Consider the following 24,108-nt stretch of genomic DNA (forward strand, 5'->3'; position numbering starts at 1 on the left):
GGCTGCGGGCCCATCGAGTCCAGCGAACCGGGCGCGGACCCCTGCGGCAGCTGCGAACACGCCGGGCCGAACACGTCGGCGTTGGTGGTCACGCCGTTGGCGGCACCGGAAGCCATGCTGGACGACGGCGCCGGCACCGAGGACGACGGCATCGAGCTGCTGGAACTGCCCGACGAAGCGGTGTCGCTACCGCTGCACGCGGTCAGCGAAAGGGCGGCGACGGCGGCAACGCCGATACCGGCGACACGGAGCTTGGTCACAAAAATCACTCCCATAAAGCGGCTGAGAACTGCTTCTTACTTTGGATTCGGAACTACGGAGAAACCGGATTGCCCCCATTCGGGTGATCCGGGTCACCGGGCTGTGAAAGCGATCTTGTGCCCAGCCGATGGCGCCGTCGGGGACGGTTCCGACCCGCATTTCGACCTGCGTGTAAACGCTTTCCAGCCGCCTTTCAGCCAATACGCCTGCCGCGCCCCCAGGGGCGACTTCGAGGTGGCTCGCGAACGCACCGAGATCGGGCCTGCCAGCGACCCCGGCAAGCGCCTGCTAGGCAAGGGAAATCCTGGTGATGGCGGGGGTCGTCGGGCCGGCCGAACCGCCGGCGGGCTCGACGGTGATCCCGATCCGGTCGACGTCGGACGGGAGCTCGGCCACGAGCATCCGCTGCGACGCCTCGGACGTCATCAGCCCGGCCGACCGCGCGCCGCCGCGGCCGATCAGCCACACCTGGTAGACGTGGCCGGCGTCGAGGGCGGGCAGGTCCGACGCGAGCAGCACGGCCTGGTTCCGGCTGCGCGAGACGACGAGCGTGGCGTGCCCCTCGCCGGCCCCCTGGATCGCGGACGCGTCCGGCGCGCTCAGCACCGAGTCGACGGGCGCGGGCGTCCTCGCGACGCCGAGCACGACCGCCGCCACGGCCGCGGCGGCCGCACCGGCCAGCGAGATGCGCAGCTGCCAGGTCTTGGCCCGGCTCAGCCGGCGGACGACCGGCAGCTTCGGCGGCAGCTGGCGGGTGCGGGCCACGTCGGCGAGCACCACCAGCTTCAGCTGCGGCGGCGGCTCCACCGCGGCGGCCACGGCCAGCCGTGCGCCGGTCGCCCGCAGCTCCGCCACTTCTTCCTGGCAGGCGGCGCATTCGCCGAGGTGGCGTTCGAATTCGGCGCGGTCCACATCGGACACCGCGTCCAGGGCGTATGCCCCGGTCAGCATGTGCAGCTCGGCGGTCATCGGTCCACCCCCAAGCAGTCGCGCAGGCGGATCAGGCCGTCGCGGATGCGGGTCTTGACGGTGCCGGGCGCGACCTTCAGCACCTCGGCGACCTCGGGGTAGGTGTAGCCGTTGTAGTAGGCCAGCACGATCGACTCGCGCTGCAGGTCGGTCAGCGCGGCCAGGCACTGCCGCACCCGCTGCTGCTCCAGGCCGGCCAAAGTGGACTCGGTCACCTCGTCGAACGGCCGCCGCACGTCCATCAGGCCGGCCCGCTCTTCCCGGTCGACCCCGGCCTGGTGCGAGCGCACGCGGTCCACGGCCCGGCGGTGGGCGATGGTCAGCACCCACGACAGGGCGCTGCCGCGGTCCGGCTCGTACCTCGTGGCCTTGCGCCACACCTCCACCAGCACCTCCTGCGCCACTTCCTCGGCCTGCGCGTGACTGCGCAGCACGCGCGTCGCGAGGCCGAGCACCGGACCGGCGACGAGGTCGTAGAGCGACGCGAACGCCGTCTCGTCGCCCGCAGCCACCCGCCGGAGCAGTTCTTCGGCGCTCGGCGCGAGCGCCGGCGCCTCGTCCGGTTGCAGCCGCAACCGCCCACGCTCACCCATGCCCGGCAACCCTCCACCTCATCCCGTTTCCCATCCGGGGTTCGAGGCCGGACGGGGCACCGGACTGGTGTGCGGTGCCCCGTCCCACCCGGACGGCGCAACTCCGGGGCCGGGACCCATCCGGCGGCGCCGCGGCTCCGAAATCCCCGCCCGAAGGTCGCGAATGACTCATTCGGGACCTCGGAGGTCCCGAATGAGTCATTCGCGGCAGCCGCGGCCGCGGTGCTCAGTGACGAACGCTCACCATGCGTGAGGAGACTGCCCTTTCGGCCACGCGGAAGGTGACCTCGGACACTTCTTGATCACCCTGGCGTGTGAAAGTTTTTCGGATCGCTGGGCGTTGAACTCACCATGGGTTATCCCTGGAACGAGAGCGAACCCGACCGACGAGTAGCAAAGGGGCCACCATGGCCGACCCGAACACCGTGACCACCGCCCGCATCGACTTCGCCCTCCGCACCTTCGGGGCCGGACCGCGGCCGGTGCCGGCCGAGCTGGAGTACGACACCCTCGACCCGTACGCGGTCGCCGTGGTGCTGCACGCCGGCCCGAGCGCGGTGCGGTGGCTCTTCGGCCGCGACCTGCTCGCCGACGGCCTGCTCGCCCGCTGCGGCGACGGCGACGTGCGGATCGGGCCCGCCGGCGACCCCGCGCTGGTCGTCGTGGAGCTGAGCTCCCCCGACGGCGCGGCGGTGCTCGAAGCGCCCGCCAAGGAGATCGCGGCCTTCCTCGACCGCACGTACGACGTCATCCCGGCCGGGAGCGAGAGCGACTGGTTCGACTTCGACGAGGAATTGGCGAAGCTTTCCTACCAGGACTGAGTACCGTCCCGGAGCGTGAGCTTCTTCCTGACGAAGGTCCTCGCCGCGCTCGACGACGGCGGTGACCGCGTCCTGTTCCACTCCGGCGACGGCGTCACCACCAGCTACCACCAGGCCCGCGACCAGCTGCGTCGCCTGCACGGCGGGCTGGGCGACGTCGAAACGCTCGCCGTCGACCTGCGCAACCGGCCCGAGACGGTCCTCGTCCAGCTGGCGGCCCTCCTGCGCGGCGCGACCGTGCTCATGGTCCCGGCCTCGGCGCCGGCCCGCGACCGGCTCGCCGCGGCGAGCGGCGCCACCGTCGTCACCGACCGCCCGCACGATTGGCCCGCGGGTGACGTCCGCACCCTCGAGGACCTGGACGGTGTCCCCGAGCCGCTGAACCCGCCGGAGACCGTCCGCCTGCTCTTCCCCACCGGCGGCACCACCGGCACCCCGAAGCTGATCCGCCACAGCGGCATCTACGACGGCATGGCGTACATCTTCACGCCGTCACCGGACGGCCCGGGCCGCACGCTGCTGGTCGCCCCGATGACGCACATGACCGGCAACGCCACCGTGCTCGGCGCGCTGCTGCGGCTGGACACCGTGGTGGTCCACGACGGCTTCGACGCAGGAGCCGTCCTTGACGCGATCCAGGCGCACCGGATCGACACGCTCTCGCTGACTCCGCCGCGGCTGGCCGCGCTCCTCGACCACCCGAAGCGCCCGGAAACCGACCTCGGCAGCGTCCGTTCGCTCTCCCTCGGCGCCGCGCCGCTGCCGCCGCACCGGCTCGCGCAGGCCCTCGACGTCTTCGGCCCGGTCGTCGGCCAGGGTTACGGCCTCACCGAGGCGCCGATGATCGCGAGCATCTCCGCCGCCGAGCTGCTCGACCGGCCGGAGCGGCTGGGTTCGGTCGGCCGGATCGTGCCGGGCATGGAGGCGCGCATCACCGACGGCGAGGTCGAGGTGCGCGGACTGTCCATGATGGACGGCTATCTCGGTGGCCCGGAGGTCGGCGCGGGCTGGCTGCGCACCGGCGATCTCGGCCGCTTCGACGACGAGGGCTACCTCTACCTGCTCGACCGCGCGGACGACGTCGTCGTGGTCGGCGAGCACGGCACGAAGGTCGCCACCACCGCCGTCGAACACGCCCTCGCCACGCACCCCGCGGTGCGGAGCGCGGCCGTCTTCGGCGTCCCGAGCGAGGACGGCCGGCTGCTGCACGCCGTGGTCGTCACCCGTGCGCCACTGACTCCCGAAGAAGTCCGCGAGCACGCGCGAAACGCCTTCGGCCAGGAGCACTACGTCCCGGCCGGTGTGGACTTCGTGGAGGCGTTGCCGCTCACGAGTGTCGGGAAGATCGACAAACGCGCGCTGCGAGCCGCGTTCAGCTCGTGACAGCGCCGTCCGAAGACGACTTCACGAGCTTCACGTACTTGCCGAGCACGCCCTCCGGGAACTTGGTCGGCAGCGGCTCCCAGCCCGCCCGGCGGGAAGCCAGCTCGGCCGCGTCGACCAGCAGGTCGATGCTGCGCGCCTTGATGTCGACGGCGATCCGGTCGCCGGTGCGGACGAACGCGATCGGCCCGCCGTCGACCGCCTCGGGCGCGACGTGGCCGATGCACAGCCCGGTGGTGCCGCCGGAGAACCGCCCGTCGGTCAGCAGCAGGACGTCCTTGCCGAGCCCGGCGCCCTTGATCGCCGCGGTGATCGCGAGCATCTCGCGCATCCCCGGGCCGCCCTTGGGCCCTTCGTAGCGGATGACGACGACGTCGCCGGCCGAAATCCAGCCTTCGTTCAGCGCGGCCATCGCCTCCTGCTCGCGCTCGAACACGCGCGCCGGGCCTTCGAAGTTCGCCGTGTCGAAGCCCGCGGACTTCACGACCGCGCCCTCGGGCGCGAGCGAGCCGCGCAGGATGGTGATGCCGCCGGTCGGGTGCAGCGGGTTGTCCAGGGTGCGCAGCACTTCGCCGTCGATCGGGTCCGGGTCGAGCGCGGCGAGGTTCTCGGCCACCGTCCGCCCGGTCACCGTGAGCGCGTCGCCGTGGATCAGCCCCTCGTCCAGCAGGGCCTTCATCAGCACCGGGATGCCGCCGTGGCGGTCGATGTCGTTCATGACGTACTTGCCGAACGGCTTCAGGTCGCCCAGGTGCGGGACGCGGTCGCCGACGGTGTTGAAGTCGTCGAGGGTCAGCTCGACCTTGGCCTCGTGCGCGATGGCCAGCAGGTGCAGCACGGCGTTGGTCGAACCACCCAGGGCCATGACCACAGTGATGGCGTTCTCGAACGCCTCCCGCGTGAGGATGTCCCGCGCGGTGATGCCCTTTTCCAGCAGGCCGACGACGGCTTCCCCGGACAGGTGGGCGTAGTGGTCGCGACGGCGGTCCGCGGACGGCGGCGCGGCCGACCCCGGCATGCTCATCCCCATCGCTTCGGCCGCCGACGCCATCGTGTTCGCGGTGTACATCCCGCCGCAGGCACCTTCGCCGGGGCAGATCGCACGTTCGATCCGGTCCAGGTCGTCGGTCCCGAGCTTGCCCGCCCGGCACGCGCCGACCGCCTCGAAGGCGTCGATGAGCGTGACGTCCTTCTCGGTGCCGTCGGTGAGCTTCACCCAGCCGGGGGCGATCGTGCCCGCGTAGAGGAACACCGACGCCAGGTCGAGGCGCGCGGCGGCCATCAGCATGCCCGGCAGCGACTTGTCGCAGCCGGCCAGCAGGATCGAGCCGTCGAGCCGCTCGGCCTGCATCACCGTCTCGACCGAGTCGGCGATGACCTCGCGGGAGACCAGCGAGAAGTGCATGCCGTCGTGGCCCATGGAGATGCCGTCGGACACCGAGATGGTGCCGAACTGCAGCGGGTAGCCGCCGCCGGCGTGCACGCCCTCCTTGGCCGCCTGGGCCAGCCGGTCCAGGGACAGGTTGCACGGCGTGATCTCGTTCCACGAACTGGCGACGCCGATGATCGGTTTCTTCCAGTCGCCGTCGCCCATCCCGACGGCGCGGAGCATGCCGCGCGCGGGCGCGGCCTCGATCCCGTCGGTCACCGTGCGGCTGCGGGGCTTCGGGTCGATCGTCATCGCGGGCCTCCGGATTACGACGTTCGGGCGCTGGTCATGTTACCAACGGGCGCGCGGTCCGCTGGCCGGAACGGTTTCCTGTCCGCGCCCCGGGCGACCGGCGAAAACTCGGCCGCATGATCGCCACAGTGGTGTGGGGCACGGGCAACGTCGGCCGTGCGGCAATCCGGGCCGTCGACGCCCACCCGGCGCTGAAGCTCACCGCGGTGCTCGTCCACGACAGAGCGAAGGTCGGCAAGGACGCCGGGGAGCTGGCCGGAGCCGGTGTGCTGGGTGTCGCCGCGACGGACGACATCGACGCCGTCCTGGCCGCGAGCCCGCGCGCGATCGTGTACGCCGCATCAGGGGACGTCCGGTTCGACGACGCGCTCGCCGACATCGTGCGGGCGGTCCAGGCGGGCGCGGTCGTCGTGACGCCCGCCCTGTACCCCCTCTACGACCAGCGGAACGCGCCCCCGGAGCTGCGCGACCCGGTGCTCGCCGCGATCAAGGAGGGCGGCGGCTCGCTGTTCGTCTCCGGCGTCGACCCCGGCTGGGGCAACGACGTGCTGCCGCTGCTGATCAGCGGGCTCGGCACGGACGTCGACGTGGTCCGCTGCCAGGAGATCTTCGACTACTCGACGTACGAGCAGCCCGACGCCGTCCGGTACCTGGTCGGTATGGGCCAGCCGATGGACTACGCCCCGCCGATGCTGATGACCGGCGTGCCGTCGATGGTCTGGGGCGGCCAGGCCCGGCTGATCGCGCGCGGCCTCGGCGTCGAAGTGACCGAGCTGCGCGAGACCCTGGAGCGCCGTCCTTTGGAACACTCCGTCACCACTCGGACCATGGGCGAGTTCGAACAGGGCACGCAGGGCGCCGTGCGGTTCGAGGTGCAGGGCATCGTCGACGGAGAGCCGCGGATCGTCATCGAACACGTCACCCGCATCCACCCGTCGTGCGCGCCGGACTGGCCCACGCCGCCCAGCGGTGACGGCGCCCACCGCGTGATCATCGAAGGCCGGCCGCGCATCGAAGTCACCGTCGAAGCGACCGACGAAGGCGAAAACCGGTCGGCGGGCGGCAACGCCACCGCCGTCGGCCGCCTGGTCGGCGCGATCGACTGGCTGGCCGCGGCGGAACCCGGCCTCTACGACGCACTCGACGTCCCGCTGCGCCCGGCAGCCGGCAAGCTCGGAAGGAGCCGTTCGTGAACATCGACATCCCCGCGGGCAAAGACCCGATCGGGTACGTCTGGGGCGAGATGGTGCCCGGCATCGGCATCGCCGCGTCGAAGTTCTCGCTGGCGGTGTACGAGCACACGACGCTGGGGCTGCGGGAGTTCGAGGCCGCGCGGCTGCGGATCGCGCAGCTCAACGGCTGCGTCTTCTGCCTCGACTGGCGCACCGAACGCGACGGGCAGAAGGTCGAGGCGGAGTTCGCCGACGCCGTCCTCGACTGGCGCACGACCGACCGCTTCGACGACCGCACGCGGCTGGCGGCGGAGTACGCCGAGCGGTACGCGACCGACCACCACAATCTCGACGACGAGTTCTGGAAGCGGATGGCCGAGCACTACACGCAGCAGGAAGTCGTCGAGCTCAGCATGAGCCTCGGCGCCTGGCTGGCCTTCGGACGGCTCAACCACGTCCTCGGCCTCGACACCGCCTGCGTGCTGCCGTCCCACCGGTAGTGAGGGGCGGACGCGCCCCTCACCACCCGCGGGCTCAGAAGTCCTGCGCGATGATCTTCTCGATGTTGCGTTCCGCCAGTGCGGTGATGGTGACGAACGGGTTGACGCTGGTGTTGCCCGGGATCAGCGAGCCGTCGATCGCGTACAGGCCCTGGTAACCGGCCAGCCTGCCGTAGTTGTCGGTCGCCTTGCCGAGCACCGCGCCGCCGAGCGGGTGGTAGGTGAGATGGTCGCCCCAGATCTTGTACGTGCCGAAGAGGTCGGTCCGGTAGATCGTGCCCTCGGTCGAGTTGATCTTGTCGAAGATGGTCTTCGCCATGTCGATCCCCGGCTGCTTCCACGCCGTCTGCCAGTTCAGGTCCACCGCGCGCGACGCCGGGTTCCAGGTGAACTGCGCGCGGTTCGGGTTCTTCGTGATCGACAGGTAGAACGACGCCCACGTCTCGATCCCGGTCGGCAGCGGCGCGACCTCCGCGAAGGCACCGCCCGCGGCCCAGTTGTCGATGCCGCCGCACGGGATGGTCGACTGGGAGGCTCCCGTCGGGTCCCAGATCTGGTTGGCGCGCCCGACCATCACGTTCCCGTTGTCGCCCCAGCCCTTTCCGACTTCGCCGTTGAGGTTCGGCAGCGCGCCGGTCGCCTTCAGCTTCACCAGCAGCTTGCTCGTGCCGACGCTGCCCGCGGCGAAGAACACCTTGTCCGCCGTGACGGTCTTGATCGCGGACACCGCGCCGTCGGTGGTGAGCTGCTCGATGGTCACGGTGTAGCCGCCGCCGGACGCCGGCACCACCTGCGTCACGCGGTGCAGCGGCGAGATCGTGACCCGGCCGGTCGCGGCGATCTTCGGCAGGTAGGTCTTCTGCAGCGACTTCTTGCCGTAGTTGTTGCCGAACAGGATTTCGCCGCCCAGCGCCGACTTCGTGGCGGTGCCCGCCGCCTCCCGCTCCATGTAGTCCCAGTCGTACACGTCCGGCACGAACACGAACGGGAAACCGGACCGCTGGGCCTGTTTCCGGCCGACGCGGGCGAACTGGTACCAGTCGGTGCTCTCGAACCAGGCCGGGCGGATGCCGGCGACGCCGAGCCCGGCGTTGGCGCGCGGGTAGTAGACGTCGTACATCTCGTTCGCGTCGACCGTCGGCAGGATCGCGCCGAAGTTCTCCCGCTTCGGCGTGACGGCCATGCCGCCGTTGACGAGCGAGCCGCCGCCGACGCCGCGGCCCTGGTACACGGTGATCCCGCTGAACTCCTCGGCGTCGAGGATGCCCGTGTAGCGCGGGATGTCCTTGTCGATCGGGAACCCGAGGAAGTTGGACAACGGCTGTTTCGTCCGGGTGCGCAACCAGAACGACCGCTGGTCCGGGTTGGGCGTGGTGCAGAAGATCTTGCCGTCCGCGCCCGGGGTGTCCCAGGCCATGCCCATCTCGATCATCTGCACGTCGACGCCGGCCTGGGCGAGCCGGAGCGCGGCGACCGAGCCGCCGTAACCGGAGCCGATCACCAGCGCGGGCACGCGGGCGCCGTCGGCGACGGCGGCCTGCCGCGGCGACGCGGCCGTGGCCCGCCCGGCCAGCGCGGCACTCGCCAATATAGAACCAGTTCCAGCAATGAAGAGACGACGGGATACGGAGCCAGAAGTTGTTCTCCACACGGGTTCGTCACTCATTTGGTGTTCCTCACCGTTGAGGTATTTAGAACAAGTTATAGCTGCGTGGTGCAGACAAGTCGACAAGTACTCACGAGTAACCTGGCGGGGTTGCGGGCCAGTGCCGCTGAATGGGCCATGATGGACGACTGTGGAGTCCACCCGAGTGGACCGCTGGCTCTGGGCGGTCCGGCTGACGAAGACGCGCCCGGACGCGGCGGCGGCCTGCCGCGGCGGCCACGTGCGCGTCAACGACAAACCGGCCAAGCCGGCGACCACGGTCGTCCCGGGCGACGAAGTGCGCTACCGCGTCGGCGGGACGACGAAGGTCCTCGACGTGGTCAGGGTGATCCAGAAGCGCGTGGGCGCCCCGGACGCGGCGACGTGCTACGTGGACCGCACCCCGAAGCCGCCGCCCGAAGCGGCGATCCCGGTCGCCCGCCGTGACCGCGGCGCGGGCCGGCCGACCAAAAGGGAGCGTCGCGTGCTGGACGCGTTCCGGTCCTCGCCGGAGCCTTAGGCCTTCAGGCAGCGTGCCCGCCGCCTTCCCCGCGTCCAGCAGCAGCGTGATGGCCGCACACACCGGCTCGTAGTACTCACCGGACAGGTCGGCGCGGGTGGCCGCCTCGACGGCCTGGGCCACGCCGTGCTTGATGCGGCCGTACGCCGCCAGGCGCTCGAACCACCGGCGGAGCGCCTCTTCGGGCGCGTGTTCACCGAGCAGCACCGGTGCCGCGTCGACGAGTTCGTCGAGGTCGTGGCGGTAGAGCGTGCCTGGCCGAACCCGGCCGCCTTCGCGATCGACTGCAGGGCGCCGGCCAGTTCGTGCAGACGGACTCGACCGCGGCGTACCGGACCGCGCCGACGATGGCGGTGTACGCGACCACGAAGACGGCGGTCCGCACGATCTCCGAAGGACTGCGCCAGGAGGCGGGCCCGGACCTGCGGCTGGAGTGGGGACGGCAGCTGCGATCAGCCGTCCCGGCCGCGCCTTCGCAGCGGTCGCGATCGGCCCGTTTGCGAGCGGTTTGATGGCGACCCGGCGCAAGGCCGGCCCGGACCGAACCGCGACCGGCGCCGAGCAGGCAGGCGGTCCCGGGCCAGGCCGCGGCCGGCGGGGCACCTGGACCCGCCGCCGCCCGCCGCACCGGCCACCCGTCTTCGACGACCCGGCGGGCCGGCCGCACAGGCCTGGGTCATCCGCCCCGTCGATCAACGGATCGTCGCCCTCCGCACGCCCTCCCCGGAAATAGCCGGGAATCCGCCGCGGGCAGGTCGGTCCGGGCGGAATGCGGGTAGTCCCCTGCCCGGAGGGAAGCCATGACGACCAGCACCACCCCGGACCACCTGCTCACCGCGGCGCGGCCACTCGTGGAGCGCTACTGCCGCGACCGGCTGGACCCGGACTCGGCCGACGATGTCGCCCAGGACGTCTGCGTGGCGCTGCTCAAGGCCCTGCCGCGGCGGCCACCGGAACGGCCCTTCCCGGACTTCGTCTGCGGCATCGCCCGTACCAAGGTCGCCGCCGCGCGGAAGGCGGCCGCGCGGCAGGACGAGCCGGTCGCCGAACTGCCCGACGAGCCCGACTCGTCGCTGGGGCCGGAACACCAGGCGCTCCGGCGCGAACTCCGCGAGCGGGTGGCGGAGCTGCTGCGGGTGCTGCCGCGCAAACAGCGGGAAATCGTGGTGCTGCGGGTGGTCGTCGGCCTGTCGGCGGAGGAGACGGCGGCCGCGGTGGGCTCGACGCCGGGTGCGGTGCGGGTGGCCCAGCACCGGGCGCTCGGCCAGTTGCGCAAGGTCGTGACCAGCGCGTAACGGCTACCCTGGCCAGGTGAGCGACAGCGAGAATTTCGAAGGGCGCGACGTCGGGTCCGGAGTCTCGGTCATCCGCGAAAGCACGGACGTCGTCGGCTCCGGGCCGCGGCTGCACCGGCATCCGTACACCGAGACGTTCGTCATCATCCGCGGGCGGGCGCGGTTCACCGTCGGCGACGAACAGCGCGACGGCGGCGCCGGGGACGTGCTCGTCGTCCCGGCCGGCACGCCGCACAAGTTCGCCGTGCTCGGCCCCGGGGTCTACGAGGCCGTGCACATCCACGAAAGCGACCACTTCATCACCGAATGGCTGGAGTGACGCTTCAGAGACCACCGGCCCCGATCATGCCGCGCAGCTTCGTCAGCGCGCGGTACTGCGTGATGCGGACGTTGCCGGCGGAGATGCCCAGCGCCTCCGCCGTCTCGTTCGCCGACAGGCCGGCGACGATCCGCAGCGACAGGATTTCCTGGTGCAGCGGCGGCAGGGACGCCAGCAACCGGCCCAGGCGGGCGCCGAGGTCGAGTTCGAGGACGTGGTTCTCCGGCTCGTTGCCCCCCAGCGGCCGGTCCGGCAGCTCCGGCACCGGCTTCGACCGGTCCCTGGCCACCGAGCGGAACGCGTCGGCGACCTTGTTCGCCGCGATCGCCCGCACCAGGTACAGGAACGAGCCCCCGCGGTCCTGGTAGTTCGGCAGCACCTTCAGCACCGCCAGGCACACCTCCTGGGCGACGTCGTCGGCCGAGAGGTACGACAGGTCCCGGCCGCCGATCCGCGCCCGGCAGTAGCGCACGACCGTCGGCTTGATGAGCCGCAGCAGCGCCTGGACGGCGTCGGGGTCGCCGTCGCGCGCCGCCGCCACCACCGGGTCGAGCTGCTCCTTCGCCAGGCCGCCTTCCGGCCTCGGCGAATCCGCCGGCACGGTGTAGCCGTCGACGGCCGCCGACGCCTCCGCGATCATGGTCTCCACGGGCCCTCCTCGTGTCCGCCACCGGGGCCGACGTCCGTCCACAACGGACAGTGTGGTGCCTCGACGTTCCCGGTTCGACATAGGCGTTATCGAGGTGCTGACCAGCAGCGTTGCAGCATGGTGTGGGTTGTCCAGCTATTGTCCGTTAACCGTTCACGACCCGACCGGAACAGCCGCCGGGCACCGGCGGAAGGCCGGACAAATCGTGGACAGATCCGGGAAAATCAGGTCCAGCGGATTCCGTACGCGAAGCCGGGAGCGAGGTTCCGGAACCGGACGTGCACCTCGCCGGCGTCGTCGGCCACCAGTGCGGTCCCGGTTCGCGACCGGTCTTCCACGCCGGCCGGGGAAACCTTTTCCTGGCGCACGATCCGATTCGGCACCCGTTCACCGAACCGGACGTGCAGATCGAAAAAATCGCACGGGTGCCGCGGTACGCAGACGTAACGGTGTTCGCGCAGGTTCGCCCGGAATCTCAGCCCGACCTCGTGCCGCGCGCCCCGGCGCAACGGCTCCGGCAACCGCAACGCGAGCCCGATCCGGTCACTCGATTCCCGCACCCGCCCGGCGAGCACCCCGCCGTGGAACACGTCGACGCCGAGATCCGGCTCGCGCGCCGAATCGCCCGATTCGCCGGTGACCGGCAACGTCAGCGCCAGGTCGAGCACGGCGATTTCGTCGGCGTCGGCGACCACTCGCCGGAATTCGAACGCCTCCGGCACCGGCTGGTCGAGGGCCAGCGTGACGCGCAGTTCTTCGGTGTGCCAGCCGCGCCCCGGATACAGCCGGGGCGCCGGCACGGCCGCCGCGACGGCCAGCGCGGCGATCTGCTCGATCCCCTCGTCGATCCGCCGCCGGACCGTCCGGTCGTCGCGGTCGAGCGTGATCGCCGCCCAGTGCACCCGCTCCTGGTAGAACGGTTTCCGCGCGCGCTCGTCGAGCGCGAATGCGGCGAGCAGGGCGATCTTCAGATCGTCCGGCAACGACTCCACCAGCGGGCGCAATCGATCGGACAGCTTGCGCCGCATCTCCACGGTTCCGTCTTCTTCGACAATGCCGCAAGCGGAACGCAATGCGGGGCCGATCCGGTCCGCGAGCGGTGTCGTGAAAATTGCCCTCCCTTTGCGCAGGGCCTTGAGTTCGCCGACCACGTCCGCCGCACTGAGACTCACCATCCCCTCCCCTTCCACGCACGGGGGTCAATGTTCGTCAGCGCCACCGCCGATGTCCAGTCGATCACGCTCCGGCAAACGGATCGTTATCCCGCGGTTTCCTTTTCCGCCATTCGGGTAATCGCCGATACTTGTTGGCGTTGTGTTGACAACGACCGCATTGCGCCGCAACGATTTCGCGCCGGAAACTCACGCGACGCAACCTGTCGAACGTGTCGAAATGACGAACGCGGGTTCGCCGCCGCACCGCGCTTTCCGGCGCGGCACGTTCACCCGGGCGGCGCACCACTCCCGCGGGTGAACGTGCCCGGGCCGTGGCCCGGCACGGGTTGGCGGCGGCCCGCCGCGGGTACTTGTTGATCATGAGCCCGAGGATGTGGCGCCTGCTGATCTCGGGGTCGCTGCGGCTGTTCCTGATCAGCGCCGTGCCGGCCACCGTGCACCTGTCCGTGCTCGCCGGGCTGGCGGCGGGGGTGATCGCGTTCCTCGTGCCGGCCCCGCGCAGCCGGCACGACGACCGCGCCGGCCCCGGCGGTTAGCGACCCCTCACCCGTCCTGCCACCGGTGGAGCTTCTCGGGGTTCCGCACCGCCCAGATCCGCCGGACCGAGTCGCCCGCCACCTCGAACGCGATGACGGCCACGACCGCGCCGCCCCGCCGCGCGAGCAGCCCCGGCCGCCCGTTGACGGTGGTCTCCTCGAGCGTCAGCGCCGGGATCCGGCCCGTCAGGTCCACGGCGTAGCGCGCTACCCGCTCGCCTCCCTCGATCGGGCGGCGAACCGCACTGGCGAGCCCGCCGCCGTCCGCGACGACCGTCGCTTCCGGATCGAGGATGCCGACCAGCCGCTCGATGTCCCCCGCCTCCCAAGCCAGCTTGAAGGCGCGGACCACCTCGGTACTCACCCGGGCCGGCGCCGGGGCGCGGGCGGCCCGGACGCGGCGCCGGGCGGAGGACGCCAGCTGGCGGCACGCGGCGGACGTCCGGCCGAGGACCGCCCCCACCTCGGCGAAGGGGTAGCCGAAGACGTCGTGCAGGACGAAGGCCACGCGCTCGGCCGGCGTCATGGACTCCAGCACGACGAGGAACGCCATCGTGATCGACTCGTCCCGCGTGACGCGGTCGGCCGGGTCGGCGAGCGCACCCGCCGCCCCGGGCAGTGGCTCCGGGAGCCACTCGCCGACGTAGCTTTCCCGCCGCACGCGGGCCGAGCCGAGCAGGTCGAGGCAGATGCGGCCGGCGACCGTCGTCAGCCACGCCCCCGGCGACTCGATCGCGTCCCGTTGCGGCCCGGACAGGGCGTACCACCGGCCGTACGCCTCCTGGACGACGTCTTCGGCGTCGCTCATCGAGCCCAGGAGCCGGTAGGCGAGGCCGGTCAGCTGCCGCCGCTCGGCCGTGATCGTGCCGGTCATGATCCCCCTCGGTCCGCGTTCGTCACCCCGGTGACGAATCCCGGGGGCGGACTGTGACACCTCGTGCTCACCCGCGGCGCCGCACGCACCGGCCGCGCAGCACCACCGCCGCCGGATCGGCCAGCTGGTCCGGGTCCGCCCGGGGATCCCGGTCGTAGACCACCGCGTCCGCCGGCGCTCCCGGCTCCAGACCACCCAGCCCCAGGTACTCCCGTGCGCTCCACGACGCCGCCGCCAGGGCTTCGTGGGGGCGCACGCCCGCGGCCACCAGCGCCCGGATCTCGGCGACGATTCCGCCGTGCGGCAGGGAATCCGTGCCCGCCAGCACGCGCACCCCGGCTTCCGCCGCGGCCGCCGTCAGCGCACCGTGCACCCGCGCGCCGGTCAGGTACCACGTCCGGGCCGGGCTGTCGGGCTCCTGTTCCCGGCGCCGCAGGCCTCCGGTGATCACCGACAGCGTCGGGGTCAACGCCGTGCCCTGGACGGCCATCCGCGCCAGCAGCTCCGGGTCCAGGCACATGCCGTGCTCGAGGGAGTCGACACCCGCCGCGACCGCGGCCGCGCCGCCCTCGGGGTGCTGGCTGTGCACCGCGACCCGCCCGCCGGCCGCGTGCACCTCCCGCACGACGGCCCGCAGCACGTCCACCGGCACCGCGGAATCCCCGACGCGCCAGTCCGCGATGATCTTCGCCCAGCCGGTCCAGGCGGCCTGCGCCGCCGCCAGCGCGGGCAGCTCGTCGTGAGCGGCGCGGCGGCCCCAGCCGTCGAAGAACTGGCCGTGCTGCGCCAGCCACGGCCCCGCGTGCCGGGCCCGCGGCACGTCGGGGTCCTCGCCGAACCACGGCGGCGGCTCGCCCGGCAGCCCGGGTGACCGGATCAGCGTGACCCCGGCGTCGACGTGCTGGTGCAGCTGCTCCCGGAGCAGTTCCGGGTCCATCGGCTGCCCCGGTTCCGCGGCGCCGGGGTGGGTGTGGGCGTCGACCAGGCCGGGCACCAGCCAGCCTTCGCCCACCAGGGTCGCGCCGGGTACCGGATCGGTCGTCCACCGGTCCCCGTCGGCGTAGAGGTCGGCGTATTCGCCGCTCGGCAGCGCGTACCCCCGGATGCGCGTGATCACCACGCCGACCGTACCCGCGGACGCGGCCGGCGGTGGTGCCGGTGCGCTTGTGCGTGATCACACCCGGTGTACTGTTTGCCGGTCCGACCGGCGTGCGTGACCGCGTGAGGTGCCATGACAGTGCGGCGGTACCCAGTCGCCATCCTGCTCGTCTTCGTCGTGGCGGCCCTGGTCGTGGTCAACGGCTTCGCCTTCTGGGGCGACACTTTCGCCCTCTGGGTCGACGACGCGATGCAGCTCAGCGCCGGGATCACCGGGGTCGTCTGCGGCATTGTCGTCGGGCGCCGGGTCCGCGCGCACCAGCGGTGGTGGCGGGTGCTGGTCGCGCTCGGCATGATCGGCTGGTCGCTCGGCCAGTGCGTCTGGTCCTGGTACCAGCTGATCGACGGCCGCGGGCTGCCGTCGCCGTCGCTGGCCGACCTCGGGTACCTGAGCTTCCCGGTGTTCGCCCTCGCCGCCCTCTTCGTCCTCGCGCACGCCCGGTCCCGGCCGGAGCGCGAACGCTGGCAGCCGGCCCAGTGGTTCGGCGTGGCGGTGGTGCTCGACGGGCTCGTCGTCACCGGATCGCTGTTCATCCTCACCTGGACCGCGGCGCTCGGGCAGGTGGTCCGGGCCACCGGGCCGGACGCGCTGACCTGGGCCGTCGCCATCGCCTACCCGCTGTCGGACCTGGTGGTCGTGGTCGTCGCCGTGCTGCTGGTGGTGTTCGACCGGGTCGACCGCCCGTACCGCGCGAACCTGCTGCTGGCCGCCGTCGGGATCGTCGCGCTGGCCTGCTCGGACAGCGTGTTCGCCTACCTGGTGAGCATCGGCGCGGAGAGCATGAAGCCGTGGTCGGACGCGGGGTTCGTGCTCGGCCCGCTGTTCATCGCTTTCGCCCTGCTGGTCACGCCCGCTACGCGGCGGCGTGACGACGCGGGCCAGCCGGTCGGCGTCGACTGGTGGCAGGTGGCGCTGCCGTACCTGCCGGTCACCGCGGTCGCGCTGCTGATCACCGTGCAGATCGTGGCGGGGGCGGGCCCGGACGGCGTCGAGGTGTTCGTCGGCGCGCTCGTGGTCTTCCTGGTGCTCGCCCGGCAGCTGCTTTCCTTGCTGGACAACCGGTTGCTGCTGCGCCGGGTGTACGAGGGCCAGCAGCAGCTGACCCACCAGGCCTACCACGACCCGCTCACCGGGCTGGCCAACCGGGCCCTGTTCGCCGACCGGCTGGACCGGGCCGTCGAGCAGGGCGCGGAGGGCGGGCACGGGCCGCTCGTGCTGATCTTCGTCGACCTCGACGACTTCAAGGAGGTCAACGACCGGTTCGGGCACGCGGGCGGGGACGTCCTGCTGCACGCGGTCGCGCAGCGGCTGCTGAGCTGTGTGCGCGCGGGCGACACCGTCGCGCGGCTGGGCGGCGACGAGTTCGCGATCCTGCTGGAAGGCGAGGTCGACACGCCGCAGGCGGTCGCCGACCGGATCCAGAGCGCGCTGCGGCGGCCGTTCGCGGTGCACGGCACGCTGGTGCCGGTCCGCGCGAGCATGGGCCTGGTCGTGCCGGACCCGGCCGAGCCGGCGATCACCGCCGACGTGCTGCTGGGCCGCGCGGACACGTCGATGTACGCGGGCAAGCGGCTCGGCAAGGACACGACGGTCGTGTACCACCCGTCGCCGGACGGGCCGCCCGACTTCCCGTCGGCACTGCGCCGCGCGGGCGGCGGTCTCCCGGAGGGCTTCGCCCTGGTGTTCCAGCCGATCGTCCGGCTGGCCGACGAGCAGCCGGTGGCGGTGGAGGCGCTGGCCCGCTGGACCGCGCGCGACGGCACCGCGGTGTCGCCCGAGACGTTCGTCCGCGCCGCGGAAGGCGCCGGTCTCGGCGCGGAACTGGACGCGCTGGTGCTGGACCTGGCCTGCCGCGAGATCACCGCGGCCGGGATCGACCTCACCGTGCACGTCAACGTGTGCGCCAGCCGGCTCGGTGCCGCCAGGCTGGAACAGAGCGTCGAGGCCGCGCTGGACCGGTACGGCCTGCCGGCCGAACGCCTGATCGTCGAGATCACCGAGACGGTGCCGGTGCCGGACCTGGCGGCGGGCGCGGCCGCGATCCGCCGCCTGCAGGACCTGGGCGTGCGGGTGGCGCTCGACGACTTCGGCGCGGGGTACAGCTCGCTGACGGTGCTGCACGCGCTGCCGGTCGACCTGATCAAGCTGGACCGCGCGCTGACCACGGGCGTCCGCCCGGACCGCGACGCGGCGCTGTGCCGGTCGCTGGTCGGGCTGTGCGCGGACTTGGACGTGGCGGTGGTCGCGGAGGGCATCGAGACGGCCGAGCAGGCCGAACTGGTCACCCGCGCGGGCTGCACGACGGCCCAGGGCTACCGCTTCGGCCACCCGGCCGGGCTGGCTTCCCTGCGGCTCTCGACGCTCTCCGCCGGCTGACCGCTGCCGCGAATGACTCATTCGGGACGTCCGAGGTCCCGAATGAGTCATTCGCGACGTTCGGGCCGGGCTAGCTCGCCTGGACCCCCGGCGGCAGCACGCCGAAGATCGTCGCCGTCGACCCCGCGCCGTTGCGGTTGATCGGGCCGCCGGCCAGCACCCAGGCGCCCGTCGTCGGCAGGGCCTTGAGGTTCGCCAGGATCTCCAGGCTGATCCGGTGACGGCGGTAGACCAGCTTGGACACCGTGTACGTCTCGTCGGTGCCGACGTCCGGGCTGAACGTGTCGGTGCCGGTGCCGCCGCGGCGGCCCAGCCGCCCGGTGTCGATCAGCCACTGCACCGCGGGGATCGAGAACCCCGGCTGGTGCAGGACGCCGTCCGCGCCGGTGTTCGGGTAGGCGGGGGTGCCCCACTTGGCGTCCCAGCCGGTCCACAGCACCACGACCGACTCGTCCGGGATCCGGCCGTGGCGCTTCTCCCACGCCTTGAGGTCGTCGATCGTGACCGCGTAGTCCGCGTTCGCCGCCGCCTTCGCGCGCACGTCGATCTTCACGGCGGGGCGGAACAGGTCGGCCGGGTCCATGTCGTCGGCCAGCGGTTCCCCGGTGTTGAAGTGCCCGGGCGCGCCCCAGTGCGTCCCGGTGTGCTCGCCTTCGCGGACGAACTGCAGGTAGTAGCCGTCTTCGGGGATGGTGGCGATGGTCTCCAGCTCGAAGGCCGGGTCGCCGGGGAAGACGTTGGTCGTGGCGGGGTCGTTGACGTGCGACAGGTTGACCAGGTTCAGCTGGTCCAGCCGCACGGGCGGCGCGGCTTCCGCGGCCTGGGCCGTCCGTCCGGACAACGCGGCGCCGAACACCCCGGCCAGTCCCGCGGCCAGCACCCTGCGTCTCATCGGCATGGCACTGTCATATCACCCGGGCTGGGCGCGGCCAACGAATTGCGCGAAGATGGGGCCGTGGACGACGACATCGAAGACAACGCCGACAACGGCATCCTCGACCCCGAGGACACTTTGGACGACCGCGACGAGCTGGCGGAGGGTTATTCACCGCCGGAACGCGCGCAGGCGACCGAAGGCTGGGGCACCACCGCGCACGAAACGGCGGAGGGTGAGAGCTGGGCGGGCCGGCTCGCCCGCGAGGTCCCCGACCTGGCCGACGACGTCGACGACGACGGGCTGGGCGACACCGGGGACACCGACGGCGAACTGGTCGACGACGAGGTCGGCGACCTCCGCGCGGGCCGCCTGGTCGCGACGGACGAAGGCTTCGGCGAAGACTCCGACGAAGAGCTGTACGCCTCGGACGCCGGCATCGACGGCGGCGCGGCCTCGGCGGAGGAAGCGGCCGTCCACGTGATCGACCCGTCCCGCCGCTGGTGAGCCGCGGTGGCTCCGGGTCAGCGGCCGGCCGGGTCGTACTCGCGGACCGCGGCCAGGTACTCGCTGATCGCGTCGCGGTTGCGCAGCAGGCATTCCGCTCGCCGGGTCATCCGGTCGCGCTCCGCCTCCAGGGTGGCGATCATCTCCGGCGTCGCGTCCGGGAAGTAGATCGTCCGGGGTTTGTCCAGGCAGGGCAGGATCTGCTTGATGATCCGGGTCGGCAGGCCGGCGTCGAGCAGGCCGCGGACCTGGATCACCCGGTCGACCGACGGCTCGTCGTAATCGCGGTAGCCGTTCGGGCCGCGGCTCGCGATGATGAGGCCCTGCTCCTCGTAGTACCGGAGCAGCCGGCGGGATGTGCTCGTGCGCTCCGAAAGTTCGCCGATGCGCATGTGTGCCACCTCACAGTCGCCGCGGTAGACCTTCACATCAATGTGAGGGTTCGAGCATAGCGGCATGACCGGCCTCCGCACCCGCACGCTGCCCCTGACCACCCTGCTCGCCTTGACCACCGCCGCGTTCGTCACCGTGCTCACCGAGGCGCTGCCCGCCGGGGTGCTGCCCGGGATGAGCGCCGGCCTCGGCGTCGGCGAATCCACGGCCGGCCAGGCCGTGACGATCTACGCGCTCGGCACCGCGCTCACCGCGATCCCGCTGTCCGCCGCCACCGCGAACTGGTCCCGCAAACGCTTGCTGCTCACCGGGATCGCCGGCTTCGCCGTGGCCAACACGGTCACGACGCTGTCCCCGGACTACGCGCTGACGATGGTGGCGCGCTTCGTCGCCGGGGTGGCCGCGGGCGTCGTCTGGGCCCTGCTCGCCGGCTACGCGCGCCGGCTCGTCCCGGACCACCAGGGCAAAGCCATCGCGGTCGTGATGGCCGGCATCCCGCTGGCGCTCTCGCTCGGCATCCCGGCCGGGACGTTCCTCGGCGGCCTGCTCGGCTGGCGCTGGGCGTTCGGCGTGATGTCGGCGATCGCGGCCGTGCTGCTCGCCTGGATCGCCGCGGCGGTCCCGGACCAGCCGGGACAGCCGGCCGGCCGGACGCCGGTGCGGCGCACGCTCACCGTCCCCGGCGTCGTCCCCGTGCTCGCCGTGACGCTCGTGTTCGTGCTGGCGCACACCGTGCTCTACACCTACGTCGCCGCCTTCCTCGGGCACGCCGGGATGGGCGATGCGGTGGACGTCGTCCTGCTGGTCTTCGGGATCGCGTCGATGGCGGGCATCGGCGTCGTCGGCGCCCGGATCGACCGCGCGCTGCGGACGCTGACGGTGCTCAGCACCGTCGGCGTCGCGGTGGCCGCGACGCTGCTGGCGGTGTTCGCCGGCAGCCCGGCGCTGGTCTACGTCGCCGTGGCGCTGTGGGGACTCGGCTGGGGCGGCGTCCCGACACTGCTGCAGACGGCGGCCGGGAACGCCGGCGGCGAAGTGGCCGACAACGCGCAGGCCATGCTCGTCACGCTGTGGAACGCCGCGATGGCCGCGGGCGGGGTGGCCGGCGGGCTCCTGCTCGACGCCGCCGGGCCGGCGGCGTTCCCGTGGACACTGCTCGTACTCCTGCTGCCGGTGCTCGCCGTGGTGCTCGGCGCCCGGCGGCACGGGTTCCCCGCTCGCTCCTAAGTGGACGAAGGGCCCGGACGCGGCTCGCGCCCGGGCCCTCCAGTTCGGGGGTTCAGCAGCGGCCCGCGATGGCCCGCAGCAGCTCGGCGTTCGCCGTGTCACCGGACAGCTCCCAGGCGAACACGCCGCCGAGCCCCTGCGACTTCGCGTAACCGGCCTTGGCCGACGCCGTCTCGGGCGTGTCGTAGCTCCACCACTGCGAGCCGCACTTCGCGTACGCTGTGCCCGCGACGCGGCCGTTGGCGGGGCACTTGGTCTTGAGGACCTTGTAGTCCTCGACGCCCGCTTCGTAGGTGCCGGGCGCCGGGCCGGTGGCCGTGCCGCCCGGCTGCTTCTGCGTGACACCGTCCCAGCCGCGACCGTAGAACCCGAGGCCCAGCAACATCTTCGCCGACGGCACACCCTGGCGGCGCAGCTTCTGGATGGCCGCGTCGGCGGAGAACCCGGCGGTCGGGAGGCCCGGGTAGGCGCGCAGCGGGGAGTGCGGCGCGGTCGGCCCGTTCGGACTCGCGCCGGCGACGAAGTAGTCGTAGGTCATCACGTTGTACCAGTCGAGGTACCGGCTCGCGGCGCCGTACTCGGTGGCGTCGATCTTGCCGTCCTTCGATCCGTCCGCGGTGATCGCGGCGGTGACCAGCTGGTGCCCGAACTTCGCCCGCAGCGCCTTGACCAGCCCGGTGAACGCCTTCGGCCCGCTCGTGTCGCAGGTGTTGCCGCAGGCGTTCGGGTACTCCCAGTCGACGTCGATGCCGTCGAAGACGCCCGCCCAGCGCGGGTCGTTGACCAGGTTGTAGCAGGAGTCCGCGAACGCGGCCGGGTTCTTCGCCGCCTCGGTGAACCCCGCCGACCAGGTCCAGCCGCCGAAGGACCACAGCACCTTGAGCTTCGGGTGCAGCTTCTTGAGCTGGAGGAGCTGGTTGAAGCTGCCGTGCAGCGCCCCCGGTTCGGTGCTGTCGGCCTGGCCGTTGACGCTCGTGGCGGCGTCGTAGGGCATGTCGTGGTCGGCCCACGGGTCGCCGACCGCGCAGCCGCCGCCCGTCACGTTGCCGAACGCGTAGTTGAGGTGGGTCAGCTTCGCGGCCGACCCGGACGTCTCGATGTCCTTGACGTGGTAGCCGCGGGCGTAGACGTCCCAGTCGGCGAAGTAGGCCATCACCTTGCCCTGGCCCTGCCCGGCGTCCGCGGGTGGCGCGACGACCGAGGCACCGGCGAGCGCGAGCGCGACGACGGCGATGCGTTTTCTCATGCGGAGCACGGGATTCTCCTCACCGGCCGGACAGGCGGACGTGCCGAGGCTAATAGGTCCAGACCACTGCGGACCAGAGGGAATCCGGGGTGGTCAGCGGGTTTCGGTGTACCTCCGCAGCCGGGTCCGGATTCACGCGTGCGATGATCGGCCGATGACCGAGTTCGGCTGCGCCCGCTGTTCCGGCGAAGACGCCCTGACCGCGCTGGCGTTCTGCACGACCCGGCTGAACAAGACCCATCGCCTCGTCGAGCGGTCGCACTTCAGCATTTCGCTGCGCCGGTGCCCGGAGTGCGGCCAGTCGTTCGCCGCGATCTTCACCGAGTTCGTCGACACCTCAGGCGGCGAAGACGCGCAGTACTTCGACTTCGTCCCGCTCACCACGGCCGAGGTGTCCACGCTGTCGGCGCAGGGCGCCCGCATCGACCTGGCCGAACTGGGCGCGCTGGGCAGCGTCCGCCGTCGCCTGTCGTCGAGCTGGCCCACCGGCGGCGAGAAGGAAATCGCCTGGCGGACGGACTCCCTCTCGGTGCGCGAAGGTCACTGACCGGCGCATCGACCGGCCAGGCGCAGGATCGCCGCGGCACTGCGGTCGACGTCGGCTTCCGTCGTCGACCAGCCGGACACCGAGATCCGCAGGTAGCGACGGCCGCGCCAGGTGGTGCCGCCCAGCCAGCAGGTGCCGTCGTCCTGGATCTTCCGGATGAGGGCGTCGGTGTCCCCGCCGAAGGACACGAGGACCTGGTTGAGGACGACGTCGTTGGCGATCTCGGCACCGCCTTCGGCGAGTTTCCCGGCGAAGCGGCGAGCCAGCCGGCAGCAGCGGCCGACGAGCTCGGCGACGCCGTCGCGGCCCAGTTCGCGCACCGCCGCCCAGACGGCGAAGCCGCGGGCGGCGCGCGAGGACTCCAAGGTCAGGTCGCCCATGCCGCCGACCTCGCCGGCGCCGGTGAGGTAGGCGGCCCGGTAGGCGATCGCCGCGGCGTGGACCTCCGGGCGGGCGCAGAAGACGAAACCGGAGTCGTACGGCACGTTGAGCCACTTGTGCCCGTCGCAGGCCCAGGAATCGGCGAGTTCGACGCCGTCGAGGAGCGCGCGGGTGCCCGGATTGGCGGCGGCCCACAGCCCGAAGGCGCCGTCGACGTGGATCCAGGCATCGCCGACGGCTTCCCGGGCGGCGCGCAGGTCGTCGCACGCGCCGGTGTTCACGTTCCCCGCCTGCAGGCAGACGATCAGCGGCCCGGTCCCGGCTTCGCGGACTTTCCGGAGGTCTTCGACGTCGATCGCGCCTTGCGGGCCGGCTTTGACCGGCTCGACGGCCCGGGTGCCGAAGCCGAGCAGCCGCAGAGCGCGGTCGATCGTGGCGTGCCGTTCTTCGCTCGCGACGACCCGGACACGCGGGGCACCGGCGAGTCCATCGCGTTCGACGTCCCACCCGGCTTCGGCGAGCACGTGGTGACGAGCGGCGGCGAGGCCGGCGGTGTTCGCGGCTTGCCCACCGGTGACGAACCCGGTGGAGGCACCGGCGGGAATGCCGAGCAGTTCCTTGAGCCACGCACCGGCAACGTCTTCGGCGGCGGCCGCGGCGGGCGAGAGGACGGCGTTGAAGCCGTTCTGGTCCCAGCCGGCGGCCAGAACATCGGCCGCGGTGGCGGCCGGGAGGGCACCGCCGATGACGAACCCGAAGAACCGCGGCCCGGCGGTGGCGACCAGCCCGGGCCCGGCGGCCCGGGCGAGCTGTTCGAGCACATCGGACGGTGGCGTGGGGTGCGCGGGGAGCGGGCCGCCGAAGGCTGATCGCAGGGCGGCGTGGTCGACGGGTGGGGCGACCGGCCGGTCCGCGAGAGTGGCGCGGTAATCGGCGGCGAGTTCGGCGGCGCGGGCCAGGAGGGGGTGCATGTCGTCCACGGAACCACTGTAGGCCGGGTTCTCG

At 72.1% G+C, this 24,108-nt stretch carries 26 protein-coding genes and 1 pseudogene; 13 read left to right on the top strand and 14 right to left on the bottom strand.

Annotation, left to right across the window (positions count from 1 at the left end):
* The 3 genes and pseudogenes from AB0F52_RS31340 to sigK all read right to left on the bottom strand — a co-directional run.
* A pseudogene (locus AB0F52_RS31340) lies at positions 1 to 260 on the bottom strand (fasciclin domain-containing protein); the annotation flags it as partial.
* A 289-nt stretch (positions 261 to 549) separates the two neighbouring features.
* Positions 550 to 1,230 carry an anti-sigma factor gene (locus AB0F52_RS31345; protein ID WP_360178965.1) on the bottom strand — a complete coding sequence of 227 codons (681 nt, stop codon included), beginning with the start codon at positions 1,228 to 1,230 and terminating at the stop codon, positions 550 to 552.
* Positions 1,227 to 1,823: an ECF RNA polymerase sigma factor SigK gene (gene sigK, locus AB0F52_RS31350; RefSeq protein WP_360178967.1), complete on the bottom strand. Its 597-nt coding sequence runs from the start codon at positions 1,821 to 1,823 to the stop codon at positions 1,227 to 1,229. The genes AB0F52_RS31345 and sigK overlap by 4 nt, the downstream gene beginning before the upstream one ends.
* Positions 1,824 to 2,230: 407 nt before the next feature.
* Between sigK and AB0F52_RS31355 the strand changes: the two genes are divergently transcribed.
* Both AB0F52_RS31355 and AB0F52_RS31360 read left to right on the top strand, forming a co-directional pair.
* The gene (locus AB0F52_RS31355) at positions 2,231 to 2,644 is read left to right on the top strand and encodes an SsgA family sporulation/cell division regulator (protein WP_103338315.1); all 414 of its coding nucleotides are present in this window, start codon (positions 2,231 to 2,233) and stop codon (positions 2,642 to 2,644) included.
* Between the two features lie 15 nt (positions 2,645 to 2,659).
* Positions 2,660 to 4,027 carry an AMP-binding protein gene (locus tag AB0F52_RS31360; RefSeq protein ID WP_360178970.1) on the top strand — a complete coding sequence of 456 codons (1,368 nt, stop codon included), beginning with the start codon at positions 2,660 to 2,662 and terminating at the stop codon, positions 4,025 to 4,027.
* Here AB0F52_RS31360 and ilvD read toward each other — a convergent pair.
* Positions 4,017 to 5,708, bottom strand: a complete 1,692-nt coding sequence (ilvD, locus tag AB0F52_RS31365) for a dihydroxy-acid dehydratase (protein ID WP_360178973.1) — start codon at positions 5,706 to 5,708, stop codon at positions 4,017 to 4,019. The genes AB0F52_RS31360 and ilvD overlap by 11 nt on opposite strands.
* Positions 5,709 to 5,824: 116 nt before the next feature.
* On the opposite strand from ilvD, the gene AB0F52_RS31370 reads away from it, so the two are divergent.
* Both AB0F52_RS31370 and AB0F52_RS31375 read left to right on the top strand, forming a co-directional pair.
* A complete protein-coding gene (locus tag AB0F52_RS31370) occupies positions 5,825 to 6,901 on the top strand; it encodes a dihydrodipicolinate reductase (protein WP_360178976.1) in 1,077 nt (358 codons plus the stop codon).
* Positions 6,898 to 7,380, top strand: a complete 483-nt coding sequence (locus AB0F52_RS31375; RefSeq protein WP_360178979.1) for a carboxymuconolactone decarboxylase family protein — start codon at positions 6,898 to 6,900, stop codon at positions 7,378 to 7,380. The genes AB0F52_RS31370 and AB0F52_RS31375 overlap by 4 nt, the downstream gene beginning before the upstream one ends.
* Before the next feature lie 34 nt (positions 7,381 to 7,414).
* Here AB0F52_RS31375 and AB0F52_RS31380 read toward each other — a convergent pair whose 3' ends face one another.
* On the bottom strand, positions 7,415 to 8,968 hold the full coding sequence (locus tag AB0F52_RS31380) for a GMC oxidoreductase (RefSeq protein ID WP_360178982.1): 1,554 nt from the start codon (positions 8,966 to 8,968) through the stop codon (positions 7,415 to 7,417).
* 208 nt (positions 8,969 to 9,176) lie between these two features.
* On the opposite strand from AB0F52_RS31380, the gene AB0F52_RS31385 reads away from it, so the two are divergent.
* From AB0F52_RS31385 to AB0F52_RS31400, 4 genes are all read left to right on the top strand, one after another.
* Positions 9,177 to 9,545, top strand: coding sequence for an RNA-binding S4 domain-containing protein (locus AB0F52_RS31385; RefSeq protein WP_360178985.1), 369 nt, complete (start codon positions 9,177 to 9,179; stop codon positions 9,543 to 9,545).
* 305 nt (positions 9,546 to 9,850) lie between these two features.
* On the top strand, positions 9,851 to 10,057 hold the full coding sequence (locus AB0F52_RS31390; protein ID WP_360178987.1) for a hypothetical protein: 207 nt from the start codon (positions 9,851 to 9,853) through the stop codon (positions 10,055 to 10,057).
* A gap of 288 nt (positions 10,058 to 10,345) precedes the next feature.
* Complete coding sequence (locus AB0F52_RS31395; protein WP_360178989.1) at positions 10,346 to 10,840, top strand: sigma-70 family RNA polymerase sigma factor; 495 nt, start codon at positions 10,346 to 10,348, stop codon at positions 10,838 to 10,840.
* A gap of 16 nt (positions 10,841 to 10,856) precedes the next feature.
* A complete protein-coding gene (locus tag AB0F52_RS31400; RefSeq protein ID WP_013229266.1) occupies positions 10,857 to 11,159 on the top strand; it encodes a cupin domain-containing protein in 303 nt (100 codons plus the stop codon).
* A gap of 4 nt (positions 11,160 to 11,163) precedes the next feature.
* Here the strand turns inward: AB0F52_RS31400 and shbA are convergent, their stop codons facing one another.
* The 3 genes from shbA to AB0F52_RS31415 form a co-directional block, all read right to left on the bottom strand.
* Positions 11,164 to 11,799, bottom strand: a complete 636-nt coding sequence (gene shbA / locus AB0F52_RS31405) for an RNA polymerase sigma factor ShbA (protein ID WP_360179381.1) — start codon at positions 11,797 to 11,799, stop codon at positions 11,164 to 11,166.
* A gap of 233 nt (positions 11,800 to 12,032) precedes the next feature.
* Positions 12,033 to 12,983, bottom strand: a complete 951-nt coding sequence (locus AB0F52_RS31410; RefSeq protein ID WP_360178991.1) for a hypothetical protein — start codon at positions 12,981 to 12,983, stop codon at positions 12,033 to 12,035.
* Between the two features lie 61 nt (positions 12,984 to 13,044).
* Positions 13,045 to 13,344 (bottom strand): hypothetical protein, encoded by a 300-nt coding sequence (locus tag AB0F52_RS31415; protein ID WP_360178993.1) that lies wholly within the window; start codon positions 13,342 to 13,344, stop codon positions 13,045 to 13,047.
* Here AB0F52_RS31415 and AB0F52_RS31420 point away from each other — a divergent pair.
* On the top strand, positions 13,343 to 13,519 hold the full coding sequence (locus AB0F52_RS31420) for a hypothetical protein (RefSeq protein ID WP_158264122.1): 177 nt from the start codon (positions 13,343 to 13,345) through the stop codon (positions 13,517 to 13,519). The genes AB0F52_RS31415 and AB0F52_RS31420 overlap by 2 nt on opposite strands.
* A 7-nt stretch (positions 13,520 to 13,526) precedes the next feature.
* Here AB0F52_RS31420 and sigJ read toward each other — a convergent pair whose 3' ends face one another.
* Both sigJ and AB0F52_RS31430 read right to left on the bottom strand, forming a co-directional pair.
* Positions 13,527 to 14,393 carry an RNA polymerase sigma factor SigJ gene (gene sigJ / locus AB0F52_RS31425; RefSeq protein ID WP_360178995.1) on the bottom strand — a complete coding sequence of 289 codons (867 nt, stop codon included), beginning with the start codon at positions 14,391 to 14,393 and terminating at the stop codon, positions 13,527 to 13,529.
* 67 nt (positions 14,394 to 14,460) lie between these two features.
* Entirely contained in the window at positions 14,461 to 15,510 is a 1,050-nt protein-coding gene (locus AB0F52_RS31430; protein WP_360178997.1) for an amidohydrolase family protein, read from the bottom strand.
* Between the two features lie 120 nt (positions 15,511 to 15,630).
* On the opposite strand from AB0F52_RS31430, the gene AB0F52_RS31435 reads away from it, so the two are divergent.
* Complete coding sequence (locus tag AB0F52_RS31435; RefSeq protein ID WP_360178999.1) at positions 15,631 to 17,928, top strand: EAL domain-containing protein; 2,298 nt, start codon at positions 15,631 to 15,633, stop codon at positions 17,926 to 17,928.
* Between the two features lie 70 nt (positions 17,929 to 17,998).
* Here AB0F52_RS31435 and AB0F52_RS31440 read toward each other — a convergent pair whose 3' ends face one another.
* The gene (locus AB0F52_RS31440) at positions 17,999 to 18,826 is read right to left on the bottom strand and encodes a cyclase family protein (protein ID WP_360179000.1); all 828 of its coding nucleotides are present in this window, start codon (positions 18,824 to 18,826) and stop codon (positions 17,999 to 18,001) included.
* Positions 18,827 to 18,883: 57 nt separating this feature from the next.
* Here AB0F52_RS31440 and AB0F52_RS31445 point away from each other — a divergent pair, with 57 nt between their 5' ends.
* Entirely contained in the window at positions 18,884 to 19,309 is a 426-nt protein-coding gene (locus tag AB0F52_RS31445) for a DUF5709 domain-containing protein (RefSeq protein ID WP_360179002.1), read from the top strand.
* A gap of 17 nt (positions 19,310 to 19,326) precedes the next feature.
* On the opposite strand, the gene AB0F52_RS31450 is transcribed toward AB0F52_RS31445, so the two are convergent.
* Positions 19,327 to 19,701 carry a MerR family transcriptional regulator gene (locus AB0F52_RS31450; protein WP_360179004.1) on the bottom strand — a complete coding sequence of 125 codons (375 nt, stop codon included), beginning with the start codon at positions 19,699 to 19,701 and terminating at the stop codon, positions 19,327 to 19,329.
* Between the two features lie 64 nt (positions 19,702 to 19,765).
* Between AB0F52_RS31450 and AB0F52_RS31455 the strand changes: the two genes are divergently transcribed.
* Positions 19,766 to 20,929: an MFS transporter gene (locus AB0F52_RS31455; RefSeq protein ID WP_360179006.1), complete on the top strand. Its 1,164-nt coding sequence runs from the start codon at positions 19,766 to 19,768 to the stop codon at positions 20,927 to 20,929.
* A gap of 52 nt (positions 20,930 to 20,981) precedes the next feature.
* On the opposite strand, the gene AB0F52_RS31460 is transcribed toward AB0F52_RS31455, so the two are convergent.
* On the bottom strand, positions 20,982 to 22,175 hold the full coding sequence (locus tag AB0F52_RS31460) for a glycoside hydrolase family 18 protein (RefSeq protein WP_360179008.1): 1,194 nt from the start codon (positions 22,173 to 22,175) through the stop codon (positions 20,982 to 20,984).
* 154 nt (positions 22,176 to 22,329) lie between these two features.
* Between AB0F52_RS31460 and AB0F52_RS31465 the strand changes: the two genes are divergently transcribed.
* Entirely contained in the window at positions 22,330 to 22,722 is a 393-nt protein-coding gene (locus tag AB0F52_RS31465; RefSeq protein ID WP_360179010.1) for a hypothetical protein, read from the top strand.
* Here AB0F52_RS31465 and AB0F52_RS31470 read toward each other — a convergent pair.
* Complete coding sequence (locus AB0F52_RS31470; RefSeq protein ID WP_360179383.1) at positions 22,716 to 24,074, bottom strand: pyridoxal-dependent decarboxylase; 1,359 nt, start codon at positions 24,072 to 24,074, stop codon at positions 22,716 to 22,718. The two genes, AB0F52_RS31465 and AB0F52_RS31470, sit on opposite strands and share 7 nt — an antisense overlap.
* Positions 24,075 to 24,108: the final 34 nt, after the last annotated feature.

Origin of the sequence: Amycolatopsis sp. NPDC024027, assembly GCF_040638975.1 — a bacterium.
Taxonomy (GTDB): Bacteria; Actinomycetota; Actinomycetes; order Mycobacteriales; family Pseudonocardiaceae; genus Amycolatopsis.

What these genes read in the sequence shown, in the direction of transcription:
- AB0F52_RS31345 (WP_360178965.1), bottom strand. Translation starts at nt 1,230, where the DNA reads ATGACCGCCGAGCTGCACATGCTGACCGGGGCATACGCCCTGGACGCG.
- sigK (WP_360178967.1), bottom strand. Translation starts at nt 1,823, where the DNA reads ATGGGTGAGCGTGGGCGGTTGCGGCTGCAACCGGACGAGGCGCCGGCG.
- AB0F52_RS31355 (WP_103338315.1), top strand. Translation starts at nt 2,231, where the DNA reads ATGGCCGACCCGAACACCGTGACCACCGCCCGCATCGACTTCGCCCTC.
- ilvD (WP_360178973.1), bottom strand. Translation starts at nt 5,708, where the DNA reads ATGACGATCGACCCGAAGCCCCGCAGCCGCACGGTGACCGACGGGATC.
- AB0F52_RS31370 (WP_360178976.1), top strand. Translation starts at nt 5,825, where the DNA reads ATGATCGCCACAGTGGTGTGGGGCACGGGCAACGTCGGCCGTGCGGCA.
- AB0F52_RS31395 (WP_360178989.1), top strand. Translation starts at nt 10,346, where the DNA reads ATGACGACCAGCACCACCCCGGACCACCTGCTCACCGCGGCGCGGCCA.
- shbA (WP_360179381.1), bottom strand. Translation starts at nt 11,799, where the DNA reads ATGATCGCGGAGGCGTCGGCGGCCGTCGACGGCTACACCGTGCCGGCG.
- AB0F52_RS31410 (WP_360178991.1), bottom strand. Translation starts at nt 12,983, where the DNA reads ATGGTGAGTCTCAGTGCGGCGGACGTGGTCGGCGAACTCAAGGCCCTG.
- AB0F52_RS31420 (WP_158264122.1), top strand. Translation starts at nt 13,343, where the DNA reads ATGAGCCCGAGGATGTGGCGCCTGCTGATCTCGGGGTCGCTGCGGCTG.
- AB0F52_RS31415 (WP_360178993.1), bottom strand. Translation starts at nt 13,344, where the DNA reads ATGATCAACAAGTACCCGCGGCGGGCCGCCGCCAACCCGTGCCGGGCC.
- sigJ (WP_360178995.1), bottom strand. Translation starts at nt 14,393, where the DNA reads ATGACCGGCACGATCACGGCCGAGCGGCGGCAGCTGACCGGCCTCGCC.
- AB0F52_RS31440 (WP_360179000.1), bottom strand. Translation starts at nt 18,826, where the DNA reads ATGCCGATGAGACGCAGGGTGCTGGCCGCGGGACTGGCCGGGGTGTTC.
- AB0F52_RS31450 (WP_360179004.1), bottom strand. Translation starts at nt 19,701, where the DNA reads ATGCGCATCGGCGAACTTTCGGAGCGCACGAGCACATCCCGCCGGCTG.
- AB0F52_RS31455 (WP_360179006.1), top strand. Translation starts at nt 19,766, where the DNA reads ATGACCGGCCTCCGCACCCGCACGCTGCCCCTGACCACCCTGCTCGCC.
- AB0F52_RS31460 (WP_360179008.1), bottom strand. Translation starts at nt 22,175, where the DNA reads ATGAGAAAACGCATCGCCGTCGTCGCGCTCGCGCTCGCCGGTGCCTCG.
- AB0F52_RS31465 (WP_360179010.1), top strand. Translation starts at nt 22,330, where the DNA reads ATGACCGAGTTCGGCTGCGCCCGCTGTTCCGGCGAAGACGCCCTGACC.
- AB0F52_RS31470 (WP_360179383.1), bottom strand. Translation starts at nt 24,074, where the DNA reads ATGCACCCCCTCCTGGCCCGCGCCGCCGAACTCGCCGCCGATTACCGC.